At 68.3% G+C, this 21,317-nt stretch carries 20 protein-coding genes; 12 read left to right on the forward strand and 8 right to left on the reverse strand.

Annotation, left to right across the window (positions count from 1 at the left end):
* Positions 1–1,515 carry a threonine ammonia-lyase, biosynthetic gene (ilvA, locus tag AC1ROD_RS03750; protein WP_492946913.1) on the reverse strand — a complete coding sequence of 505 codons (1,515 nt, stop codon included), beginning with the start codon at positions 1,513–1,515 and terminating at the stop codon, positions 1–3.
* 289 nt (positions 1,516–1,804) lie between these two features.
* On the opposite strand from ilvA, the gene nadA reads away from it, so the two are divergent.
* The 4 genes from nadA (at position 1,805) to AC1ROD_RS03770 (ending at position 5,574) form a co-directional block, all read left to right on the forward strand.
* Entirely contained in the window at positions 1,805–2,884 is a 1,080-nt protein-coding gene (gene nadA, locus AC1ROD_RS03755) for a quinolinate synthase NadA (RefSeq protein ID WP_492946914.1), read from the forward strand.
* A gap of 1 nt (position 2,885) precedes the next feature.
* Positions 2,886–4,406 carry an L-aspartate oxidase gene (locus AC1ROD_RS03760; protein ID WP_492946915.1) on the forward strand — a complete coding sequence of 507 codons (1,521 nt, stop codon included), beginning with the start codon at positions 2,886–2,888 and terminating at the stop codon, positions 4,404–4,406.
* A 4-nt stretch (positions 4,407–4,410) separates the two neighbouring features.
* The gene (gene nadC, locus AC1ROD_RS03765) at positions 4,411–5,268 is read left to right on the forward strand and encodes a carboxylating nicotinate-nucleotide diphosphorylase (RefSeq protein WP_492946916.1); all 858 of its coding nucleotides are present in this window, start codon (positions 4,411–4,413) and stop codon (positions 5,266–5,268) included.
* 87 nt (positions 5,269–5,355) lie between these two features.
* Entirely contained in the window at positions 5,356–5,574 is a 219-nt protein-coding gene (locus AC1ROD_RS03770; protein ID WP_492946917.1) for a hypothetical protein, read from the forward strand.
* 7 nt (positions 5,575–5,581) lie between these two features.
* Here the strand turns inward: AC1ROD_RS03770 and AC1ROD_RS03775 are convergent, their stop codons facing one another.
* Positions 5,582–6,727 (reverse strand): cell wall hydrolase, encoded by a 1,146-nt coding sequence (locus AC1ROD_RS03775; RefSeq protein WP_492946918.1) that lies wholly within the window; start codon positions 6,725–6,727, stop codon positions 5,582–5,584.
* Positions 6,728–7,184: 457 nt separating this feature from the next.
* Here AC1ROD_RS03775 and AC1ROD_RS03780 point away from each other — a divergent pair, with 457 nt between their 5' ends.
* Both AC1ROD_RS03780 and AC1ROD_RS03785 read left to right on the forward strand, forming a co-directional pair.
* Positions 7,185–7,385: a hypothetical protein gene (locus tag AC1ROD_RS03780; RefSeq protein ID WP_492946919.1), complete on the forward strand. Its 201-nt coding sequence runs from the start codon at positions 7,185–7,187 to the stop codon at positions 7,383–7,385.
* A 253-nt stretch (positions 7,386–7,638) separates the two neighbouring features.
* Positions 7,639–8,001: a DUF6481 family protein gene (locus tag AC1ROD_RS03785; protein WP_492946920.1), complete on the forward strand. Its 363-nt coding sequence runs from the start codon at positions 7,639–7,641 to the stop codon at positions 7,999–8,001.
* 63 nt (positions 8,002–8,064) lie between these two features.
* Here AC1ROD_RS03785 and AC1ROD_RS03790 read toward each other — a convergent pair whose 3' ends face one another.
* Entirely contained in the window at positions 8,065–11,733 is a 3,669-nt protein-coding gene (locus AC1ROD_RS03790) for a PAS domain S-box protein (protein ID WP_492946921.1), read from the reverse strand.
* A gap of 199 nt (positions 11,734–11,932) precedes the next feature.
* Between AC1ROD_RS03790 and AC1ROD_RS03795 the strand changes: the two genes are divergently transcribed.
* The 5 genes from AC1ROD_RS03795 to AC1ROD_RS03815 all read left to right on the forward strand — a co-directional run bounded on the left by AC1ROD_RS03795 (position 11,933) and on the right by AC1ROD_RS03815 (position 17,308).
* Positions 11,933–12,412, forward strand: coding sequence for a Dps family protein (locus tag AC1ROD_RS03795; RefSeq protein WP_492946922.1), 480 nt, complete (start codon positions 11,933–11,935; stop codon positions 12,410–12,412).
* Positions 12,413–12,519: 107 nt separating this feature from the next.
* Entirely contained in the window at positions 12,520–13,731 is a 1,212-nt protein-coding gene (locus AC1ROD_RS03800) for a cell wall hydrolase (protein ID WP_492946923.1), read from the forward strand.
* A gap of 109 nt (positions 13,732–13,840) precedes the next feature.
* Positions 13,841–15,781, forward strand: coding sequence for a PAS domain-containing protein (locus AC1ROD_RS03805; protein ID WP_492946924.1), 1,941 nt, complete (start codon positions 13,841–13,843; stop codon positions 15,779–15,781).
* Positions 15,782–15,853: 72 nt separating this feature from the next.
* Positions 15,854–16,261 carry a response regulator gene (locus tag AC1ROD_RS03810; RefSeq protein ID WP_492946925.1) on the forward strand — a complete coding sequence of 136 codons (408 nt, stop codon included), beginning with the start codon at positions 15,854–15,856 and terminating at the stop codon, positions 16,259–16,261.
* Between the two features lie 75 nt (positions 16,262–16,336).
* Positions 16,337–17,308 (forward strand): aldo/keto reductase, encoded by a 972-nt coding sequence (locus AC1ROD_RS03815; RefSeq protein ID WP_492946926.1) that lies wholly within the window; start codon positions 16,337–16,339, stop codon positions 17,306–17,308.
* Between the two features lie 3 nt (positions 17,309–17,311).
* Here the strand turns inward: AC1ROD_RS03815 and trxB are convergent, their stop codons facing one another.
* Positions 17,312–18,319, reverse strand: coding sequence for a thioredoxin-disulfide reductase (gene trxB, locus AC1ROD_RS03820; protein WP_492946927.1), 1,008 nt, complete (start codon positions 18,317–18,319; stop codon positions 17,312–17,314).
* Positions 18,320–18,391: 72 nt separating this feature from the next.
* Here trxB and AC1ROD_RS03825 point away from each other — a divergent pair, with 72 nt between their 5' ends.
* Positions 18,392–18,715: a hypothetical protein gene (locus tag AC1ROD_RS03825; protein ID WP_492946928.1), complete on the forward strand. Its 324-nt coding sequence runs from the start codon at positions 18,392–18,394 to the stop codon at positions 18,713–18,715.
* Positions 18,716–18,727: 12 nt separating this feature from the next.
* On the opposite strand, the gene AC1ROD_RS03830 is transcribed toward AC1ROD_RS03825, so the two are convergent.
* From AC1ROD_RS03830 to AC1ROD_RS03845, 4 genes are all read right to left on the reverse strand, one after another.
* Complete coding sequence (locus AC1ROD_RS03830; RefSeq protein ID WP_492946929.1) at positions 18,728–19,699, reverse strand: mitochondrial fission ELM1 family protein; 972 nt, start codon at positions 19,697–19,699, stop codon at positions 18,728–18,730.
* Positions 19,700–19,707: 8 nt separating this feature from the next.
* On the reverse strand, positions 19,708–20,181 hold the full coding sequence (gene greA / locus AC1ROD_RS03835) for a transcription elongation factor GreA (protein ID WP_207868605.1): 474 nt from the start codon (positions 20,179–20,181) through the stop codon (positions 19,708–19,710).
* 163 nt (positions 20,182–20,344) lie between these two features.
* Entirely contained in the window at positions 20,345–20,545 is a 201-nt protein-coding gene (locus tag AC1ROD_RS03840; RefSeq protein ID WP_492946930.1) for a hypothetical protein, read from the reverse strand.
* A gap of 90 nt (positions 20,546–20,635) precedes the next feature.
* The gene (locus AC1ROD_RS03845; protein WP_492946931.1) at positions 20,636–21,301 is read right to left on the reverse strand and encodes a glutathione S-transferase; all 666 of its coding nucleotides are present in this window, start codon (positions 21,299–21,301) and stop codon (positions 20,636–20,638) included.
* Between the last annotated feature and the right edge of the window lie 16 nt (positions 21,302–21,317).

The raw sequence follows: 21,317 nt of genomic DNA on the forward strand, positions 1-21,317 counted from the left end.
TCACACTCCGTCGAGGAACAGGCGACTGGCCGGGTTGTCGGTCTCGTCGACGTAGGGATAGCCCAATCCATCGAGCGCCGCGACCAGGGCCTCACGCTCCCCCGGCTGCACCGAAACCCCCGCCAGCACTCGCCCGACGTCGTCGCCGTGGTTGCGGTAGTGGAACAGGGTCAGGGCCCAGGCGGGCTGCAGGCTGTTGAGGAAGCGCAGGAAGGCGCCGGGGCGTTCCGGGAACTGGAAGCGCAGGATGCGTTCGTCGCCCAGCCCCGTGGCCCGGCCGCCGACCATGTAGCGGACGTGCAGCTTGGCCGTCTCGTTCTCGCTCATGTCCTCGACGGACCAGCCGTCGGCGCGCAGGGCGGCGATCAGGGCGTCCTTCTCGGCGGCGCCCTCCTTGAGCCCGACGCCGACGAAGAAGTGGGCCGCGCCGGTGTTGGACCAGCGATAGTTGAACTCGGTCACCGAGCGCCCGTCGAGCGAACCGAGGAAGCGGCGATAGGCGTCGCGGTCGTCGGGCAGGGCCACGGCCAGCAGGGCCTCGGCGCCCTCGCCGATCTCGGCCCGCTCGGCGACGTGACGCAGCCGGTCGAAGTTCAGATTGGCGCCGGAGTTGATGGCGACCAGCGCGCCCGTCCCCGGGTTGGCGGCGGCCCAGGCCTTCATCCCGGCCAGCGCCAGCGCTCCGGCCGGTTCCGCGACGGCCCGAACGTCGTCGAAGATGTCCTTCACCGCCGCGCAGATGGCGTCGGTGTCCACGAGCACGATGTCGTCCAGCAAATCCTTGCAGAGTTCGAAGGTCAGGTCCCCGGCGCGGCGCACCGCCACCCCGTCGGCGAACAGCCCGACCTGATCCAGGGTCACGACATGACCCGCGTCGATGGAGGCCTTCATCGTCGGGGCGTCGACGGGCTCGACGCCGATGATCTTCGTTCCGGGCCGCAGGAAGCGGACGATGGCCGCGACCCCCGCCGCCAGACCGCCGCCGCCGATGGGGACGAAGACGGCGTCGATCGTGTCCGGGTGCTGGCGCAGGATCTCCAGCCCGACCGTGCCCTGACCCGCGATGACGTCCGGGTCGTCGAAGGGGTGGACGAAGGTCGCGCCGGTTTCGGCCTCGATCTCGCGGGCATGGGCATAGGCGTCGTCGAAGCCGTCGCCGTGGAGCACGACCTCGCCGCCGCGCGCCCGCACGGCCGCGACCTTGATGCCCGGGGTGGTCACCGGCATGACGATGGTCGCCCTGGCCCCCCGGGTGGCGGCGGCCAACGCCACTCCTTGCGCATGATTGCCGGCCGAGGCGCAGATGACGCCGCGCGACAGTTCGGCCTCTGACAGGTTGGCGATGCGGTTGTAGGCGCCGCGGATCTTGAACGAGAAGACCGGCTGCAGGTCCTCGCGCTTGAGAAAGACCGGGCGGTCGAGGCGGCGCGACAGCCGGGTCAGGCCGTCCAGGGCGGTTTCTTCGGCCACGTCATAGACCCGGGCGGTCAGGATGCGGCGGATGGTGTCTTGCACGAACGTCTCGGAAAATCAGCGCGGGGAGAAAGGAAGCTGTCGTCTAGGCCGCTCTGAAGGCGCGGTCGAGCATAAATGCACCGCTTTGATCGCCAGGTTCCAGAGGCCGCCTGCACCCGGGGCGGCGAGTTTTACTTTTCTGGCGTGAAGGAAAACCCGTCGCGATCCGGCGCATTTACGCTTGCGCCCCACGAAGATCGGCCTACATTGAATGCACATATGTTCAAGTTGAGCATAAGTCTTGAATGTGAGATGGGGCGGCAGAGAACGCCCATCAGGAGGACCCGCGATGGCGGATGGAATGTTCGGTCTTTCGGAGCGCACGGCGCGCGAGACGGCCCCGGTCTGGGAGAAGGTCAAGGACCACGTCACCCCGATCGAATGGCCCTCGCAGGCGGAGCTGATCGTCGAGATCAACCGCCTGAAGAAGGAGCGCGACGCGGTCATCCTGGCCCACAACTATATGACGCCCGAGATCTTCCACGGCGTGGGCGACTATGTCGGCGACAGCCTGGGTCTGGCCAAGGAGGCCGCGCGGTCGAACGCCAAGGTGATCGTCCAGGCGGGCGTCCACTTCATGGCCGAGACCTCAAAGATCCTGTCGCCCGACAAGACCGTGCTGATCCCCGACCTGAAGGCCGGTTGTTCGCTGGCCGAGGCCATCACGGGCGAGGATGTGCGGCTGATCAAGCAGCGCTACCCCGGCCTGCCGGTGGTCACCTATGTGAACACCACCGCCGATGTGAAGGCCGAGACCGACATCTGCTGCACCTCGGCCAATGCCGTGCAGGTGGTGGAATGGGCGGCGAAGGAGTGGGGTGTCGACAAGGTCATCCTGATCCCCGACGAATTCCTGGCGCGCAACGTCGCGGCCCAGACGAGCGTCGGCATCATCGCCTGGAAGGGCCGCTGCATCGTGCATGAGCGCTTCACCGGCGAGGACATCGTCGCCATGCGCGAGGCCTATCCCGGCGCCGAGATCCTGGCCCACCCGGAATGCCCCGAGGACGTCCTGTCCGCCGCCGACTTCGCCGGATCGACGGCGGCGATGACCGACTATGTGATGGCGAAGAAGCCGAAGCAGGTGGTGCTGATCACCGAATGCTCGATGGCGTCCAACATCAAGGGCGACGTGCCAGAGGTGAACTTCATCGGCCCGTGCAACATGTGCCCATACATGAAGCGCATCACCCTGGAGAACATCCGCGACTGCCTTCTGAACATGGAATACGAGGTCACGGTCCCCGAGGACATGATCGCCAAGGCCGCGCTTGCCGTGCAGCGAATGATCGACCTGCCGCCACCCGCCGTTCCGGCGCGCTACGACATGGTCAAGGCCAAGCACCATGTCGCGGTGGAGCTGATCTGAGGTGGACCGGATCGTTCATAACGGCCCGCTGATCATCGGCGGAGGCCTCGCCGGGCTGTCGGCGGCGCTGGAGGCGGCGCCGGCGGAGGTGCTGGTCGTGAGCCCTGCGCCCCTGCTGCAGTCGGCCTCGAGCGCCTGGGCCCAAGGCGGCGTCGCGGCGGCCCTGTCGGCGAAGGACGCGCCGGCGCTGCACCTCAAGGACACCGAGGCGGCGGGCGCCGGTCTGGTCAATCACCATGCGGCCGAGGTCCTGACGGACGACGGCCGGGCGACGGTAGAGTGGCTGGCGTCGCTGGGCGCCCCCTTCGACCGCGAGGCCGACGGCGGCTTCGCCGTGTCGCGCGAGGCGGCCCACTCCATGGCCCGCGTGGCCCGGGTCGGCGGCGACGGGGCGGGCAGGGCGATCCTGTCGGCCTTGGTCGCGGCCGTGCGCGCGGCCGGACATGTCACTGTCTGGGAAGACGGCCGTCTGCGCGGCCTGCTGCAGGACGACACCGGCCGGGTGGTCGGCGCCCTGATCGAGCGCCACGATGCGGAGATGGTCGAGGTGCTGGCGTCCGCCGTGGTGCTGGCCACCGGCGGGGCGGGCGGCCTCTATGGGGCGACGACGACCCCGGCGGCCCTGCTCGGCGAGGGTCTGGCCCTGGCCTGGAAGGCCGGCGCCGAGGTGCTGGACCCCGAGTTCATGCAGTTCCACCCGACGGCCATCGACGTCGGTCTCGACCCCATGCCGCTCGCCACCGAGGCCCTGCGCGGCGAGGGCGCGCGGCTGATCGACAGGGATGGCGTCTTCATCCTGGGGCCCGCCGACGACGCCGATCTGGCCCCACGCGACGTGGTGGCGCGGGCGGTGCATCGGGCGCGGGCCGAGGGGCGCGGCGCCTTCCTTGATGCGACCAAGGCCATCGGCAAGCATTTCCCGAAAGAGTTTCCCGCCGTCTTCGCCTCCTGCATGGCGGCGGGGCTGGACCCGCGCACGACGCCGATCCCGGTGGCCCCGGCGGCCCACTACTATATGGGCGGGATCACCGCCGATCCGGACGGGCGCACGACCTTGCCAGGCTTGTTCGCGGTCGGGGAATGCGCGGCGACGGGGGTGCACGGCGCCAACCGTCTGGCCTCCAACTCCCTGCTGGAAGCCGCCGCCTTCGGTCGTCGCACCGGGCGGTCGGCGGCGGCTGAAAGCGTCGGCGGCGGTGAGCCTGTCGCGACCGCTGAGCCGGTCGATCACATGAGCCCCGAGGGGCTGCTGGAACTGCGTCAGGGGCTGAGCCGCGATGCGGGCGTGATCCGCGACGCGGCGGGTCTGACCCGTCTGCTGCAACTGATCGACCGGCTGGAAGGTGTCGAGGGCGAGGCCCTGCCTTTGGTCACCGCGCGGCTGATCGCCGAGGCGGCCCTGGCGCGGCACGAGAGCCGGGGCGGGCATTTCCGGTCGGACTATCCGCTGACGAAGGACAAGGCCGAACATACCCGGGTGCGACTGACGCCGGCGGGCGTGGTCATGATGGCGGCGGAGTAGGCGTATGCGACAACTGCCGGACATCATGATCGACGCGATCGTGCGCGCGACCCTGGCCGAGGATCTGGGCCGGGCGGGCGACGTCACGGCCCAGGCCTGCATCCCTGACGGCGCCCGGATGCGGGCGGTGGTGGGGGCGCGCAAGGCCGGGGTGCTGGCGGGCATCGACTGCGTGCGGCTGGCGGTTCTGGCCATGGACCCCAAGGGCTCGGTGGAGATTCGGGTGCGCGACGGCGAGGCCTTCGAGGCGGGCGCAGTGATGGCCGAGATCGAGGGCGATGCCCGGGCCCTGTTGTCGGCCGAGCGGACGGCGTTGAACCTGCTGGGTCGGCTTTGCGGGGTCGCCACCCTGACCCGCGACTATGTCCGGGCCGTCGAAGGCACAGGGGCTCGCATCGCGGATACGCGCAAGACCACCCCGGGCCTGAGGGCGCTGGAAAAGTACGCGGTGGTCTGCGGCGGCGGGATCAATCACCGCTTCGGGCTGGATGACGCCATCCTGATCAAGGACAACCACGTCGCCGTCTGCGGCGGGGTGGAGCCGGCGGTGCGGCGCGCGCGCGAGATGGCGGGGCATCTGATGAAGATCGAGCTGGAGGTCGACGGGCTGGCGCAGCTGGATGAGGCGCTGGCTCTGGTCGATCAGGGCGTCGGGCCGGACGTGGTGATGCTGGACAACTTCAGCCTCGATGACTTGCGGGCGGCGGTGACGCGCACGGCCGGGCGAGTGACGCTGGAGGCCTCGGGCGGGGTCAATCTGACGACCGTCAGGGCCATCGCGGAAACCGGGGTGAACGTGATTTCGGTCGGCGCCCTGACCCATTCGGCGGCCGCGCTGGACGTGGGTCTGGACGCGATCTGAGGGTTTTCCCCGATCGCCAAAGAGCGGCGTTCCGGAACAGCCTTGAGTCCCGGGGGTTTAACTCCCTGAGAGATCAAGGAGGTCTTCATGAGCAAGCCGCTGAAAATCCCGAAGGAACAACGCAGTTTCGCCGCTGCCGGCAATCTGTCCGCGGCCGATCTGGCCATGGCGCATGACCGGCGAGACCTGCTGACCGGAGCCCAGTCGGGCCAGCCGGGCGACGCCGACGTCAACCTCGGCGAACAGGGCCGCTACGGCAATCTGAAGCAGAACCTGACCACCCACTGGAAGGTGCAGGAACGCTAGACCTCCATCAGGCTTGCGGCGTGGCGACCGAGGCGGAGGCGGCCGCGGTGGCAGGCGCTGCGGGACGTTCGGCCGCCGTTACGCGCGGTGCGGGCGTGGCGGCCGGGGCCGGCGCGGGAGCCGCGGTCGCGGTCGCCGGGGCTGTGGGGCGGCTTTCCGTGGGGCGAGCGCTTTCGCCAGACAGGGCTTCCTGGGCCAGGACCATCGTATAGGCCACGGCCTGACCGGCCTGGCGGACCGGCACGCTCGGGTCGAGGCTGGCCTGCATCAGCTGCGGGCGATCCTCCGACGGGCGGGCGGCATAGGTGAAGGCATTGCTGGAGCCCGAACGGCCGCCGAAGCGGTAGAAGAGGTGGTGGCCGACCTGGCTGACCTGGATCAGGGCGCTGCGCCAGCCCGGCGAGACGCCGGTGGTGTGGAAGTGGGTCGCATTGCCGACCTGGGCGTAGACGGCGCCGGACAGGGCGTTGGAGGCGACGTCGCGGGCGCGGTTCCAGGCGATCGGATTAACCCGACCGCGCATCGAACCGTCGCAGGTGAAGCTGAACTGGCAGCCCGCGCGCAGGGCCGCGCCCTGGAAGACCACGCCGCAGATGCTCTTGGGGAAGGCGGGGTGGCGGACGCGGTTAAGGACCACCTGGGCCACGGCCTGCATGCCGTCGCGGCCTTCGCCGCGGGCTTCGTAATAGGCGGCCTGGGTCAGGCATTCGAGATCGCGCGAGGCGTCCAGCGCATTGCCCATGCGGAACGGGCGGGCGGCGTCGGTGGTCAGGCTGACCCGGCGCAGGGCCTTGTCCGCCGGTTCGCCGCGCAGCTGTTCGAGGCGGGCGGTCATCAGTTCGGCCTGACGGTCGCGCTGGGCGCCGCCGGCGACCGTATAAGGGTCGTGGCGTCGGGCGATGGTCAGGGCGCTTTCATCCAGCCCACCGGCCGCGGCCGAAAGAGCCTCTTCGGTGAAGCCCGCCGCGGTGGCGCCTTCAAGTCGTTCCGCCTGCGCGCGCAGGGTCGTCGCCTTTGCCACCGTGCCGCCCATATAGGCGCAACCGATAGCCAGTCCGACCAGCCCACCGAACATCGCGGCCGCCGTCACGGGCCGGATGCGGGCCACGTGGTCGGCAGGCGTGTTCGCACGCGTCTGCGCGGAATGAAACAAAGGCGTAGTCCTGTTCAGCAGGGCGAGAAACGCAGCCCCCGGGGTCGTCTTCACAGACGGGCGAGGTCCCTCTTCGGGGTTTGTCGCATCCGGCTGTCGTTAATCGATGGTCGGCGAACGGCCGGTCGTCGAAGCCGCGCCTTAAGCCATCCGTTTATGGCGTCAATGTGTTTGATTCGCAAGCTGACGCTGCGTCGCAGCAATTTGCGGGGATGAAAAGGCATTCGTTGCAGGCGTGTGTGTCGTTACGATACATCGCCTTCAGTCGGTCTATCCTTTACTGTATTGGATTTGCACTGATCAACTCAATGAGGATGATCCGATTGTGACATAAACTGAACGCGGTGAACTCTGTTGTCTTCGGCAGGTGGGGCTGGGGGCGTTAAACTTCAAGGACGGAATCGCGGAACCGTGTCCGTTAAACGGACGTTAAGCGTGACCATTCCGGAGTTTATGCATGATCCGCACCACTCATCGCGCGTTCGCCGCCGCCATCCTGACCGCCTCTGTGGTCGCCCTCGGCGCCTGCGGGCACACCATCGAACAAAAGGCCGCGACCGGAGCCGTCGCGGGCGCTGTCGTCGCCGGCCCGGTCGGCGCCGCCGTCGGCGGGGCGGCGGGCACGGCCGTGGGTCAGGCGCAAAAGCCGCACCGCTAGGCCGCGTCACGGGTTGGATTTCTGGCCCGCATGCCTATATCGACCTGTGATCAGAGGGGCGCCATCCGCCATGGATCGGCGCCGTCCCCGATTATCGGCCATGGCGAACCTTGCTTTTCGGCGCGGTTTCCGCTTTGTCCCACCCGCCCCGGCTCGCCTTAGTTTCGGCGGAGCCCCTCCCTAAGAGACGCGACGCTGTCACCCGGCGACGCCGCGTGACCTGAACCCGTCTGAAGGACAACCGACCCTACGCATGCGAGATCTGAAACAAACCGGCTTCAACGACCGTATCTCCGCCCAGCAAGAGGCCAAGAAGGCGCTGCTGGCCAAGTTCAAGCCCAAGACCGCCGCCCCCGACCCCGAGTTCGAAAAGCTGGCTGAGAAACGCGCCGCCGAGAAGGAGGCCCTGCGCCAGCAGCACGAGCTCGCCAAGGCCGAGCTTCGCCGCGAGAAGGCCGAGAAGGAAGCCGCCCGTCTGGCCGAGGAAATGGCCAGCCAGGAAGCCATCGACGCCGAAAAGCGCGCCGCCCGCAAGGAGCGCAAGCAGCTTTCCAAGGAAGAGCAGAAGGCCGCGCGGGACGCCCGCTACGCCGCCCGCAAGGCGCGTCAGCGCTAAGGGCTCTTTACTGAAGACCACGACGCCGGCGAGGGCCTCCTCGCCGGCGTTTTCGTTTGCGCCCTATTCGAGAGGCAGAAGGTCGCCGAGCGCCTGACGCAACTGGTCGCCGGAATAGGGTTTGCGCAGGAAGGGCCAGGGCGCGTCGCTGAGCGCCTCATCGACGTCGTCGCCCGCATAGCCCGAGGTCAGCAGGATGCGCATCGCCGGATAGCGGTCGGCGCAGACGCGGGCCAGCTCGATCCCGGTCATCCCGCCCGGCATGACCACATCGGTCAGCATGACGTCGAACGATCGGGCGGCGAGACGTTCCAGGGCCTCGGGCCCGGTCTCGGCGGCCTCGACGTCGAGGCCGAGACCGGTCAGCAGTTCCATGGCGATGGCGGCGACGCCCGCGTCGTCCTCGACCAGCAGCAGGCGGCGGCCGGAGGGGATGGCGTCGATCTCGGTGCGAACCTCGGGCGCGGCGACAGCCTCGCTCGTATCCAGCGGCGGCAGATAGAGTCTGATCTCCGTGCCCCGGCCGACGGTCGAGGCGATGTGGACGCCGCCGCCGCTCTGGCGCGCGAAGCCGTAAACCTGGCTGAGGCCCAGCCCCGTGCCCTTGCCGACGGCCTTGGTGGTGAAGAAGGGCTCGAACACCCGGGTCATGGTCGCGGCGTCCATGCCCGCGCCATTGTCCGAAACGGTGACGCAGACGTACTGACCGGCCGCCAGCTCGGAGACCTCCCCCGCGGCGACGGAACAGCTCATCGTCTGGACGGTGATCCGGCCCTTGCTCCTGGCGCCCACCGCGTCGCGGGCGTTGACCATCAGGTTGAGCAGGGCGGCCTCGAACTGGGCCGGGTCGACGCTGACCCGTGCCCCGCCGCGCTTCAGCTTCATCCTGTATTCGACCGCCTCTCCGACCGCGCGGCGCAGCAGGGGTTCGCTCTCCTGGATCAGGGCGTTGAGGTCGACCGGTTCAGGCCTCAGGGCCTGACGGCGCGAGAAGGCCAGCAGCTGGTGGGTCAGGCCCTCGCCGCGACGGGCGGCGGCAAGCGCCGCCTCGCCCAGCTTCTTCCGGCGCGCCGCGTTGTCCGGCGACTTCAGGATCATGTCCAGCGCCCCGATGACCACGGTCAGCAGGTTGTTGAAGTCGTGCGCCACCCCGCCGGTCAGACGGCCGACCGCCTCCATCCGCTGGGCGTGCATCAGGTCGGCCTCGGCCTTGGCCTTTTCGGCGAGGGCCTCGCCGACCCGCTCTTCCAGCAGTTCGTTGATGCGCTTGAGGTCGTCCTCGGCGCGTTTGGCGTCGGTGATGTCCAGGCTGGCGCCGACATAGCCCTGGAAGGCGCCGGTCGCGTCGAAGCGCGGCACCCCTTCCGAGCGCAGCCAGCGCTGGCCGAAGGTCGGGTGCTGGACCCGCATGACGGCTTCGAACTTGTCGCGCGCCTTGAAGGCCCTGAGGAAGGTCAGGGAGAAGATCTTCAGGTCGTCGGGATGGATGAAGCCCATCCAGCGGTCGTCCTGGATCTGTTCGGCGTCGACGTTGAAGAAGGTCTTGTAGCGCCGGTTGGTGAAGACGATGCCCGGGCGTTCGTCGGTCATCCAGATCAGGGCCGGGGCGCTGTCGGCGACGGTTCGGAAGCGGGCTTCGGACTCGGCCAGCGCCGCCTGGGCCTCGCGCGCATCGGTCACATCGAAGGCCACGCCGACGAAGCCCAGCACCTGACCGCCAGGCCCCAGTCGCGGGCGCGAGAAGGACTTCAGCCAGCGGTATTCGCCGGAATGATGCCTGTAGCGCGCCTCCAGCGAGAAGGGCTGGCCGGTGGCCTCTCCGGACATGGACTCCCGGACCAGATAGTCCTGGTCGTCGGGATGGATGAAGCTGCGCCAGTCGGCGGTGCGCACGCTCTCGTAGTCGCCGCCCATATAGGCGACATAGGCCTGGTTGACGAAGGCGCGCTGGCGGTCCTGCTGGGTCACCCAGATCAGCACCGGGGCGGTGTCGGCGATGGCGCGGAACCGGGCCTCGCTCTCGACCACCTCGGCCTGGGCGCGGGTGCGCTCGACCTCGACCCAGGCGCGCTCGGCGACCTCCTCGATCAGGCCCAGTTCGTCGGCGGTCCAGACCCGGGGTCGGGCCGAGGCCACATTCAGGAAGGCGCGCAGGCGGCCGCCGCGCATCAGGGGGATGGCGACGAAGGCCAGGGCCTGGATAGCCTCATGAGCGGGCAGGTCGGGGGACGTCCGCGAGTCGGCCGCGACGTCGTCGACCGCGACCAGCCCGCCGTCCGACAGTTCGCCACGGACCGCGTCGCCGAAGTCCGCGACCGGAAGCTCGCCCTGGTTGGAGGCCACGCCCGCGGTCCAGTCCTTCGACAGCCGCCAGACCCCCGCCTCGGCGTCCAGTTCGCCGAAGCCGACGCGGTTGACGCCCAGCCGCTCGCCGAGCGCGCGATTGACCACGGACATGACGTCGTCGGTGTCTGTCAGCTCGCGCAGGGTGTCGCTGAGCGTCAGGACGAAGCGCTGACGCTGGGCCTGACGCGCCATGGCCTCGATGGCCTGACGTGTCTCGGTGAGGTCGAACGACATCCCGACATAGCCCTGGAAGCGGCCCTCGCCGTCGAAGCGCGGATTGACCGAAATCCGCATCCAGCGCCATTCGCCGTCATGGCGGCGGAAGCGGGCCTCGAAACCGTAGGGCGCGTGCGCCGGCCGGGCCTCGGCCTGGACCCGACTGACCGCCGCCGCATCGTCGGGATGCAGGGACTGGCGCCAGACGTGGCCCAGAACTTCCCGCGCCGGTCCACCGTAGAAGGCGGCGAGCGCCGCGTTGACGAACTCCACCTCGCCCTCGGCATTGGTCAGCCAGACCGGGGAGGGCGCCGTGTCGGCCATCAGGCGGAACCGTTCCTCGCTCTCGCGCAGGGCGGCCTCGGTCTGTTTGGCCTCTGAGATGTCGACGATGACGGCGATGAACCCCTTGGGCTTGCCGTCGGGACCCAGCAGCCGCTGCAGGCTGGTCAGGGCCCAGACGATGGAGCCGTCGCCGCGGAAGTAGCGCTTCTCGATCTGACCGGCCCCGCCGATCAGGGTCGAGGCCAGCAGGGCCTTGGTCGGGGCGATGTCGTCGGGGTGGGTGACGTCTCCGGTCCGCGCTCCGATCAGCTTCGCCTCGGTGGTGCCCAGGATCTCGGCGAAGCGGCGGTTGGCCGTCTCGACCACCCCGTCCAGGCTGACGCGGGCGATGCCGGCCGAGGCCTGTTCGATGATGGCGGCCAGCTCCAGCTCGGTCTGGCCCATGCGCACATCCGACCGCTTCAGGGCCGCGACGGTGTCGTCGAGAGAGTGGACGGTCTTTCTCAGGGACGCCGCGACCAGGGCCGCGAAGATCCCGACGAGAAGGAAGTTGACGGTAGAAGCCTGACCCTGCGGCTCCATGAGCCGCGTGGCCCCGGAGGCGCCCACCAACACCCAGCCGCCGACCAGACTCGCGACCATGGCTGACAGGCCCGCCGCCCGCCCGGCGGCCAGCGCCGCCAGGATGACGCCGGGCAGCAGGATCATGAAGCCGGTATTGGCGGGGTAGAAGGACTGCAGCGCCCATCGCAGGACCAGGAACACCGCCGCGAACGCCAGCCCGATCAGAATATTGACGCCCATGGGCTGCGGACGCGACCGGGCCAGCCGCGCCAGAAGGGTGTCGGTCGCCAGAATCCGCCTGAGGAACGCCGCTGCGCTCATTCACCCCCCGATCGTACGAAGACCCGTTTCGCACGACGCTGCTGCAACGCTGTCGGCCGTTTCGCGTTCCCGGACGTCCGACATGCCACCTTGCCCCTGTTTTCAACCGCTTCGTCAAGCTTTGCCGGGGTTGGATTCGGGCCTCGAAATGCCTAACTGCAACTTCTGATATCTGAACGGCTGAACCCGGAGCTCCCCCATGACCGCAGCGATCAACACCGGCCTGAGCAAGGCTGAACGCACCGACGTCGTCGGCGAACTGACCAAGGTGCTGGCCGACAGCTATTCGCTGTATCTGAAGACCCACGGCTATCACTGGAACGTGCGCGGGGCCGAGTTCTTCTCGATCCACAGCCTGCTGGAGCAGCAGTACCGCGAAATCTGGGAGGCTTTGGACACCATCGCCGAGCGCATCCGGGCTCTGGGCGAGTTCGCGCCCCAGGGCTACGCCACCTTCGGCAACCTGACCTCGATCGTCGACGGCGATCCGGAGAAGGATTCCAACGCCATGCTGGCCGAGCTGATCAAGGACCACGGCACCGTCATCGCCACCATGCGTCAGGCGCTCAAGACCGCCGAGGACGATGGCGACGACGTCTCGGTCGACCTGATGACCCAGCGTCTGGCCGCCCATGAAAAGGCCGCCTGGATGCTGCGTTCGACGCTCGGCGCGAAGTAAGAGTCTGAACGAACGTAAATCCGTGGCCTGAAAATCGCCCGGAAGGTCTGGCATCCGCCCCGACCTTCCGGGCGTATCCACTTCGGGCGCCGCCGACCGAAAGCACGATGATCGCCATCGACTGGACCAGGATGAAGACGCAGGGACGGAGGGTCGCGGCCGCGGCGCCCGCCATGCTCGCCGCCCTGGGTGTGGCCATGGCCGCCAGCTCGACGCCGCGTCCGGCCATGGACCGCACCGCCGAGGCCGTGGCCCATGCGACCCGGGGCGATCTCGGCGGCGAAGGTCTGGCGGCGATGACTTCGCGGCTGACTCCCTCCGAGCTGGCCCTGGCGATCCGGCACGATCCCAACGAAAAACAGGTCGCCCTCTATGGCCTGACCCCGGGCTGGGAGAGCCTGACCCTCGCCGGCAAGCCGACGCTGGAGCTGGGCGCCAACGGTCTCGACGCCCAGCGGATGAACGCCGCCATGCCGGTGACCTCGGGCGCGCTCAGGCCCGCCCTGCCGTTTGTTTTCCGCGCCGCCTCCGAGGCCGATCGCAAGCGCGCCGAACGCTGCCTGACCCAAGGCATCTATTATGAGGCGGCGCTGGAAAGCACCGAGGGCCAAGAGGCCGTGGCCCAGGTCATCCTCAATCGCGTCCGCGACCCCAACTATCCGTCCAGCATCTGCGGCGTGGTGTTCGAGGGCGCCGAGCGGAACACCGGCTGCCAGTTCAGCTTCACCTGCGACGGGTCGTTGTCCCAGGCGCCGGTCGGCTGGGCCTGGGACCGCGCCCGGACCGTGGCGCAACGCATGCTGGCGGGCCATGTCGCCACGAAAGTCGGCACCGCGACCCACTACCACGCCGACTATGTCCATCCCTGGTGGTCGCCGACGCTGGCCAAGATCACCCAGATCGGGGCCCACATCTTCTATCGCTGGAAGGGGATCTACGGCGAGACCTCCGCCTTCCACCAGCGCTACGCCACGCGCGAGCCGGTGATCGACGAGGCCCGCTTCGCCCGGCCGCGCCTGATCGTGGCCTCGACCGCGCCGGACGCCCCGGCGATCGCGCTCGGCCCGGACGGCAAGCCTCTGGCCGTCGGCATGAAGACGGTCCAGATCGACGGCCAGACCCGGGTCGTCGGCGTGGTCAGTCTGGGCGGTCGCCGCGCTCCGACGCCTGAGGAGATCGCGGCCATCAACGCCCGGATGAGCGCCTTCGAGCACCCGCAGGCGACGCCGGCCGCCATCCCCTCATCCGGGCCGCGTGTGGTGGTCGCGCCCGGCGCCACGCCGATGGACGTCGAGGAAGTCGGCCGGCCCGCCAACTGATTGCGGCGTCTGAAGATTCAGCCGGCCTGACGACAGTCGGGTTGCAACGCTCCATCAGGCTCTGCATTTAAAAGGCTCGTTGGCGCCCGGCGCCCTGAGAAGGCCTGCCGTGACTGAAACGCCCGTCGAACAGATCGAGCCGTGGAGCGAGCCTGAGCGGATCGCCGCCCTGCGCAGCTATGCGATCCTCGACACCGACCGCGAGGCCTCCTTCGACGATCTGGTCAAGCTGGTCGCCCAGATCTGCGAGGCGCCGATCGCGGTGGTCAATCTGATCGACGAGGGCCGGCAGTGGTTCAAGGCCGAGGTCGGGCTGGGCGTGCGCGAGACGCCGCTGGAGACCTCCTTCTGCGCCCACGCCCTGCTCATGCAGGACGGCATGGTGGTTCCGGACGCGACCGAAGACCCCCGCTTCACCTGCAATCCGCTGGTCACCGGGGAGGCCCATCTGCGTTTCTACGCCGGGGTGCTGCTGAAGACCGCCGAGGGCCTGCCGCTGGGCACACTGTGCGTCCTCGACACCGAGCCACGGCCGGAAGGGCTGACCGAGTTCCAGGCCTCGGCCCTGAAGACGCTCGCCGGTCAGGCCATGGCCCAGCTGGAGCTGCGCCGCGCCCTGACCCAGCGCCGTGAGAGCGAGGAGACGACCCGCCGGGCCATGACGGCCTCGGACTATGTCGGCGCTTTCGACTGGGACATCGTCAACGACCGGGTCGTGTCGGACGAGAAATTCGCGCGCATGTACGGCGTCGACCCGGCGGTCGCCGCCGCCGGCGCCCCGATTCGCGTCTTCACCGCCGCCATCCACAACGACGACTTCGCGCAAGGGATGGAGGACATGCGGGTCGCCCTCCAGGAGGGCAAACCCTTCATCAGCGAATACCGTCTGGTGGTCGAGGGACAGCCGGAGCGCTGGGTCGTGGCGCGGGGGCAGGTCTATTACGGCGCCGACGGCGCGCCCGAACGCTTCCCCGGCCTGGCTGTCGACATCACCGAACGCAAGGCGATGGACGCCAATCTGGCCGAGGCCGCCTCGGCCCTGGCCGAGAGCGAGGCCAAGTTCCGCGCCATCGCCGACTCCATGCCCCAGATGGTCTGGTCGACCCTGCCGGACGGATTCCACGACTACTATAACGCCCGCTGGTACGAGTTCACCGGCGTCGAGGTCGGCTCGACCGACGGCGAGGGATGGAACGCCATCTTCCATCCGGACGACCAGCCGCGCGCCTGGGAGGTCTGGCGGCGCTCGCTGGAGACGGGCGACCTCTATGAGATCGAATACCGGCTGAGGCGGCACGACGGGGTCTATCGCTGGACCCTGGGGCGGGCGACGCCGATCCGGAACGAGGCGGGCGATATCGTTCGCTGGTTCGGGACCTGCACGGACATCGACGACCTGAAGCGGGTCGAACACAATACCGAGCTGCTGAGCCAGGAGCTGAGCCACCGGATCAAGAACATCTTCGCCGTGGTCTCGGCCCTGATCGCCCTGTCGGCGCGGGAGTATCCGGAGGCCAAGGCCTTCGCGGCCGCGGTGCGGAACCGGATCGGGGCCCTGGCGCGGGCGCATGAGTTCGTGCGGCCCCATACGGAGGTGTCGCGGCCGACCGTCGGGGGCATGACCCTTCACGCCTTCCTCGAGGCCCTGTTCAAGCCCTATGCCGCCCTCGACGGCGCGCCGCGGGTGGTGCTGGAAGGGGACGACGCCCTGTTCGATGATCAGGCCGCGACCTCGGTGGCCCTGCTGTTCCATGAGCTGGCGACCAATGCCGCCAAATACGGCGCCCTGTCGGAGCCCGGGGGTCTGGTGACGCTGGACACCCGTCTGGCCGGCGACCGCTTCCGCCTGACCTGGACCGAAAGGGGCGGGCCGCCGATCGCCGCGACGCCGACGCGCGTGGGCTTCGGCTCGTCGCTGGCGACCATCTCGGTGGAGGGACAACTGGCCGGAAAATTGGAACGAATCTGGGCTCCGACCGGTTTGATTGTCGTGGCGGACCTCCCCGCAACCGCGCTTTCCAGACGCAAGGCGGCCGAAAAGGCTGTTTGATGGTCCATGGCGTGAAACCTGCAAGGGCGTTGTGCGTTCAGGCGCAGGGCGTCGATCAAGCAAGCTGAAAGAATGACTTCGCGTATCCTGATCATTGAAGACGAAGCGCTGGTGGCCATGGAGCTGCGCTTCGTTCTGGAAGACCTCGGTCACGAGGTTGTCGGCACCGCGGCCGATGCGCGCACCGCCCGGAATCTGGTCAAGGAAATGGAAGTCGATCTGGCCTTGGTGGACATTCACCTGTCGGACGGCCCCACGGGCGTCGAGCTCGGCCGCGCCCTGGCCCAGGAAGACGGCGTCACCGTCCTCTATATGACCGCCAATCCCGGCATGGTGCGCGACGGCGTCGCGGGGACCATCGGCGTCCTGTCCAAGCCCGCCGACGAACGCGCCGTCCAGACCGCCGTCCACTACGCCCTGCGTCGCCGCAAGGGCGAGCCGGTCGACTACGCCCCGCCGGAACTGCAGTTGTTCGCCTGATAAATCGCCGCCGCGCCGGTTGCGGGCGGCCTGATCGGGCATAAGTCAGAAGCTCCCCCGAAAAGGAGCCTCCCCATGCAAAGACGTCCCCTCGGCAAGAGCGGTCTGGAGACCGCGCCCCTCGTGTTCGGCGGTAATGTCTTCGGCTGGACCATCGACAGGGACCGGTCGTTCGAGATCCTCGACGCCTTCGTCGACGCCGGCTTCAACGCCATCGACACCGCCGACGTCTATTCACGCTGGGTCCCGGGCAATTCCGGCGGCGAGAGCGAGACCATCATCGGCGAATGGCTGAAGGCGCGGGGCAAGCGCGACGACGTCCTGATCCTGACCAAGGTCGGGTCATCGATGGGCCAGAACGGCGACGACGCCCGTAACGACCTGTCGGCCAAATGGATCGAGAAGGCGGTGGACGCCAGCCTGAAGCGGCTCAAGACCGACGTCATCGACCTCTATCAGTCGCACTGGATGGACAAGGTCACCCCGACCGAAGAAACTCTGCGCGCCTACGAGGCCCTGATTCAGTCGGGCAAGGTCCGCGCCATCGGCGCTTCCAATCACGATGTGCCGAAGCTGAAGGAGGCCGCGGCGCTGGCGGCGGAGAAGGGGCTGCCGCGCTATGAGACCCTGCAGCCCCACTACAACCTCTACAGCCGCGCGACCTTCGAAGGCGAACTGCAGGACTATGCGGTCGCCCAGAACCTGGGCGTCATCACCTATTTCAGCCTCGAGAGCGGCTTCCTGAGCGGGAAGTACAAGACCGAGCAAGACCTCAAGAACGCCAGCCGCGGCGGGGCGCTGAAGGACCACTTCAACGAACGCGGCGTGCGCATTCTGGCGGTGCTGGACGGGATCGCCCAACGGCTGGAGGCGACGCCGGCGCAGGTGTCGCTGGCCTGGCTGCTGAGCCGTCCGGGCGTGACGGCGCCGATCGTCAGCGCGACCTCGCTGGATCAGTTGAACGACACCCTCAAGGCGGCGACGCTGGAGGTCCCGCAGGACGCCCTGGACGAGCTGACGGCCGCCAGCGAATACGATCTGGGGTGAGGCCTACCAGACCCCGATCTTCTCGGCCTCGTGGTGGCTGATCGGGTTGTGGGCGCGGGCGTGGTCTTCTTCCGCGAGGAAGCGGACCGCGTCGAGCGCGGCCATACAGCCCATGCCGGCCGCCGTGACGGCCTGGCGGTAGATGTCGTCGGTGACGTCGCCCGCGGCGTAGACGCCCTCGATATTGGTCGCCGTCGAGCCGGGCTTCACGACCAGATAACCGCCGGCCTTGGTTTCCAGCTGGCCCTGGAACAGCTCGGACGAGGGGGCGTGACCGATGGCGATGAAGACGCCGTCGGCGTCGACGACTTGCGTCTCGCCCGTCTTGACGTTCAGCAGGCGCGCGCCGGTGACATTGGAGGCGACGCCGTCCGTCTGGCCGAGGATTTCCTCGACCGCATGGTCCCAGATGACCTCGATCTTGGGATTGGCCAGCAGGCGGTCCTGCAGGATCTTCTCGGCGCGGAACTCGTTCTTGCGGTGCACGACCGTGACCTTGGCCGCGAAGTTCGTCAGGAACAGCGCCTCCTCGACCGCGGTGTTGCCGCCGCCGACGACGATCACCTGTTTGCCGCGATAGAAGAAGCCGTCGCAGGTGGCGCAGGCCGAGACGCCGAAGCCCTGGTATTTCTGCTCGCTCTCCAGACCCAGCCACTTGGCCTGGGCGCCGGTCGAGATGATCACCGTCTCGGCCAGCATCTCGGCGCCCGAATCCAGCTTCAGGCGGAAGGGCCGCGATGACAGGTCGGCGCTGACCACGATGTCCTCGATGATCTCGGTCCCGACGTGTTCGGCCTGGGCCTTCATCTGCTCCATCAGCCAGGGACCCTGGATGACCTCGGCGAAGCCGGGATAGTTCTCGACATCGGTGGTGATGGTCAGCTGGCCGCCGGGCTGGATGCCGGCGATGATCACCGGGTTGAGCAGGGCGCGTGCCGCATAGATGGCGGCGGTCCAGCCGGCGGGGCCGGATCCGATGATGGCGAGGCGGACTTTGCGAGGTTCGGTCATGATGGCCTATGTAGTCGCTGATTCCGCTTCGCGCGATGCCGTGCGACGTTCAAATCCACAGGAGCCGGCGACATGCCGCAACGCAGTTTTCTGGGCGTCGGCGTCCTGATCGGCCTGATTGTCGGGGCGATGTGCGGGCTGTGGACCGGGCATCTGGCCTTCGGCATCATCGGTGGCGTGCTGGCGGGTGTCGCCCTGGCCCTCATTATCGATTGGCTGGCGGCCCTCAAGCCGGGCCAGGGGCGCGATGGAGGCGGCTCCGGCGATGGCATCTTTCATGGCGACTTTTCCAGCCACAGGTCCAGTGATCATGGTCATCACGGACATGGCCACGGCCATGGCGGGCACGACGGCGGTTCGGACGGCGGCGGTGACGGGGGCGGCGGCGGAGACTGACCGTCCGGCGTTTCAGCGCGCCCGCATCGCCTCCAGAACGGCCCGGGCCGCCCGGTCGGTCTCGGCCAGGGGCGGATAGGTCCAGCTGCCCAGCGTCCCGTCGAACGGTCGCGTCGCCCCGTGGGCCTCAAGGTCCGCGTGCAGGCGCGCGAACTTGCCCGGCGGCTTGAGGGCGACCATCGGCAGGATATGCACCGGCTTGCCCGTCGAGGCGGCCTCGGCGGCCATGTTGGCGCTATCCTCGGTGACCAGGATGTAGTCGGCGGCGTTCAGGAAGGCGAAGAAGGGGTTGGTCCCTTGGCCGTCCCAGATCATGCCCGGCAGGCCCGCCAGGCGAGCGGTCATCGCCGCCTTCGCCGCCTCGGGCGTGCGGCGCGAGAAGGTCAGCAGCAGCGATCCGCCCGCCGCCTCGATCGCCGCCGCGATCTGGTCGGCCAGATCGGCCGCATGGGCCCCGGTCAGGTCGAAGGCCTTGGACTTCCCTCCGATGAGAACCGCCACGCGCGGATGGGGCAGGGGATCGATCGCCGCGGCGAAGGCCGGCGCGGCCTCGGCGATCCGTTCCGGCGTGATCCGGTGCGGCGATCCGATGATCTCGAAGACAGTGTCGCCCGACAGGCCGTCGTGGGCGGGCGCCACCACCATGTCGAAGCGCGCGGGCGACAGGCGCGGGTCCTGGGTCTGGACCACGAAGGTCTTGCCGGCCGACCGGCGGCGAACGGCCAGCGATAGCGGCAGGGTGGCGCGACCGGTGGCGATCCACAGATCGGGCCAGGCCTCGTTGTCAGCAGGGAAGGGGGCGTCGGACGCCGGGTCCAGCATCGCCGGATGCTTCAACACCGACGGCAGCTTGTCGAAAGCCGGACGCCAGCGGATGCGTTTTGTCACGATGTCTGCAGGCGTCAGGCGCTGGATCGCCTCGGCGAGGCCCAGCGCCTGATTCTCGATTCCTGCGCGGCCGTCGGAGACGACCTGGATCCGCAAAGGGCGGGTTACTTCCACTCGACCTTGAGGATTTCATAGGCCTTCACGCCCCCGGGCGTGTTGACCTCGACCACGTCGCCGATCTCCTTGGAGATCATGGCGCGGGCGATCGGCGAGGAGATGCTGATCTTGCCCTTCTTCACGTCGGCCTCGTGTTCGCCGACGATCTGGTAGCGGCCTTCTTCCTCGGTGTCCTCGTCGACCACGGTGACCGTGGCTCCGAATTTCACCTGAGAGCCCGACAGCTTGGTCACGTCGATGACCTGGGCGCGGCTGATCTTGTCCTCGATCTCGGCGATCGAGCCTTCGATCCAGCCCTGGCGCTCCTTGGCGGCGTGATATTCGGCGTTTTCCGACAGGTCGCCGTGTTCGCGGGCCTCGGAAATGGCCGCGATGACGCTGGGCCGTTCCACCGACTTCAATTGCTTGAGCTGCTCGTCGAGGGTGCGGTAGCCCTCGGCCGTCATCGGCACTTTTTCCATATGAATCAGGAGTTTCTTTTTCGCCCGGAGATCCGGAGGGAGGACAGTGAGAGGATACGCGGTGTTGGCTGCAGTCGCTGGGCGCGCGCGACCGGCCAAAGAGATTAGGGCGCCTGATGTCGAAACTCAAGTCGTCGGGGCGACCATCGTTATGCCGCGGGAGTCAGGCGGGGCGGCTCGCGTTGCGCTCGCTGCGATGCAGGAGCATCCGCTTGGCGATCGTATAAACCAGCCAGGCCAGGGCCGAAGCGCCGATCAGGGCGAATACCGAGGAGATCACCGCCGCACCCGCCGAAATGAAGGCGATGACGAAGGCGATGGCGGCGAGAAGGCCGGTGACGATCTGAACGGTCTGGATCTGCATGGACGGGTTAACGCACGCGGGAGGGGCCGGTTGCGGTACGTCTCCGATCACTTCTGGCGCACAGCCTTGTGAGCCCTCGTCCGGACAGCCCTAGGCGTAGGCGTAGGGCCCGCCACGCTCCAGCGCCCGCTGATAGGCGGGGCGCGAATGGATGGCCTGCAGGAAGGCGCGGCAGCGCGGCTTGTCCGCACCGAAAGGCGCCCGGGCCGAACAGGCCTCCAGCGGGAAGCTCATCATGATGTCGGCGGCGGTGAATTGATCGCCCGCGAACCACTGGGCCTTGGACAGCTCGCCCTCCCAATAGGCGGAGTGGGCCTCGATCTGGGGATCGATGAAGCTGGACTGGGCCTTGCCGGAGATGGCGTTGACCAGAGGCCGGACCAGACCGGGCGACCGCTTCGGCAGGGCGCCGAACACCAGTTTGAGCAGCAGGGGCGTCATGGCCGACCCTTCGGCGTAGTGCAGCCAGTAGGTCACGCGCCGCGCCGCCTCGCTGCCGGCGGGCGGGGTCAGGGCATTGCCCGGATGGGAGGCCAGGATCTGTTCGATGATGGCGCCGGTCTCGGCAGTGACGACGCCGTTCTCCTCGATCACTGGCGACTTGCCGAGCGGATGGATGGCGCGCAACTCGGGCGGGGCCAGCATGGTGGCGGCGTTGCGCTCATAGCGCTTGACCTCATAGGGCACGCCCAGCTCCTCCAGCAGCCACAGCACGCGCTGGGAGCGGGAGTTGTTCAGGTGATGGACGGTGATCATGGCGCGCTTTCCCAGG

The sequence above is a fragment of the Brevundimonas sp. GW821-FHT12E07 genome (genome assembly GCF_058807035.1).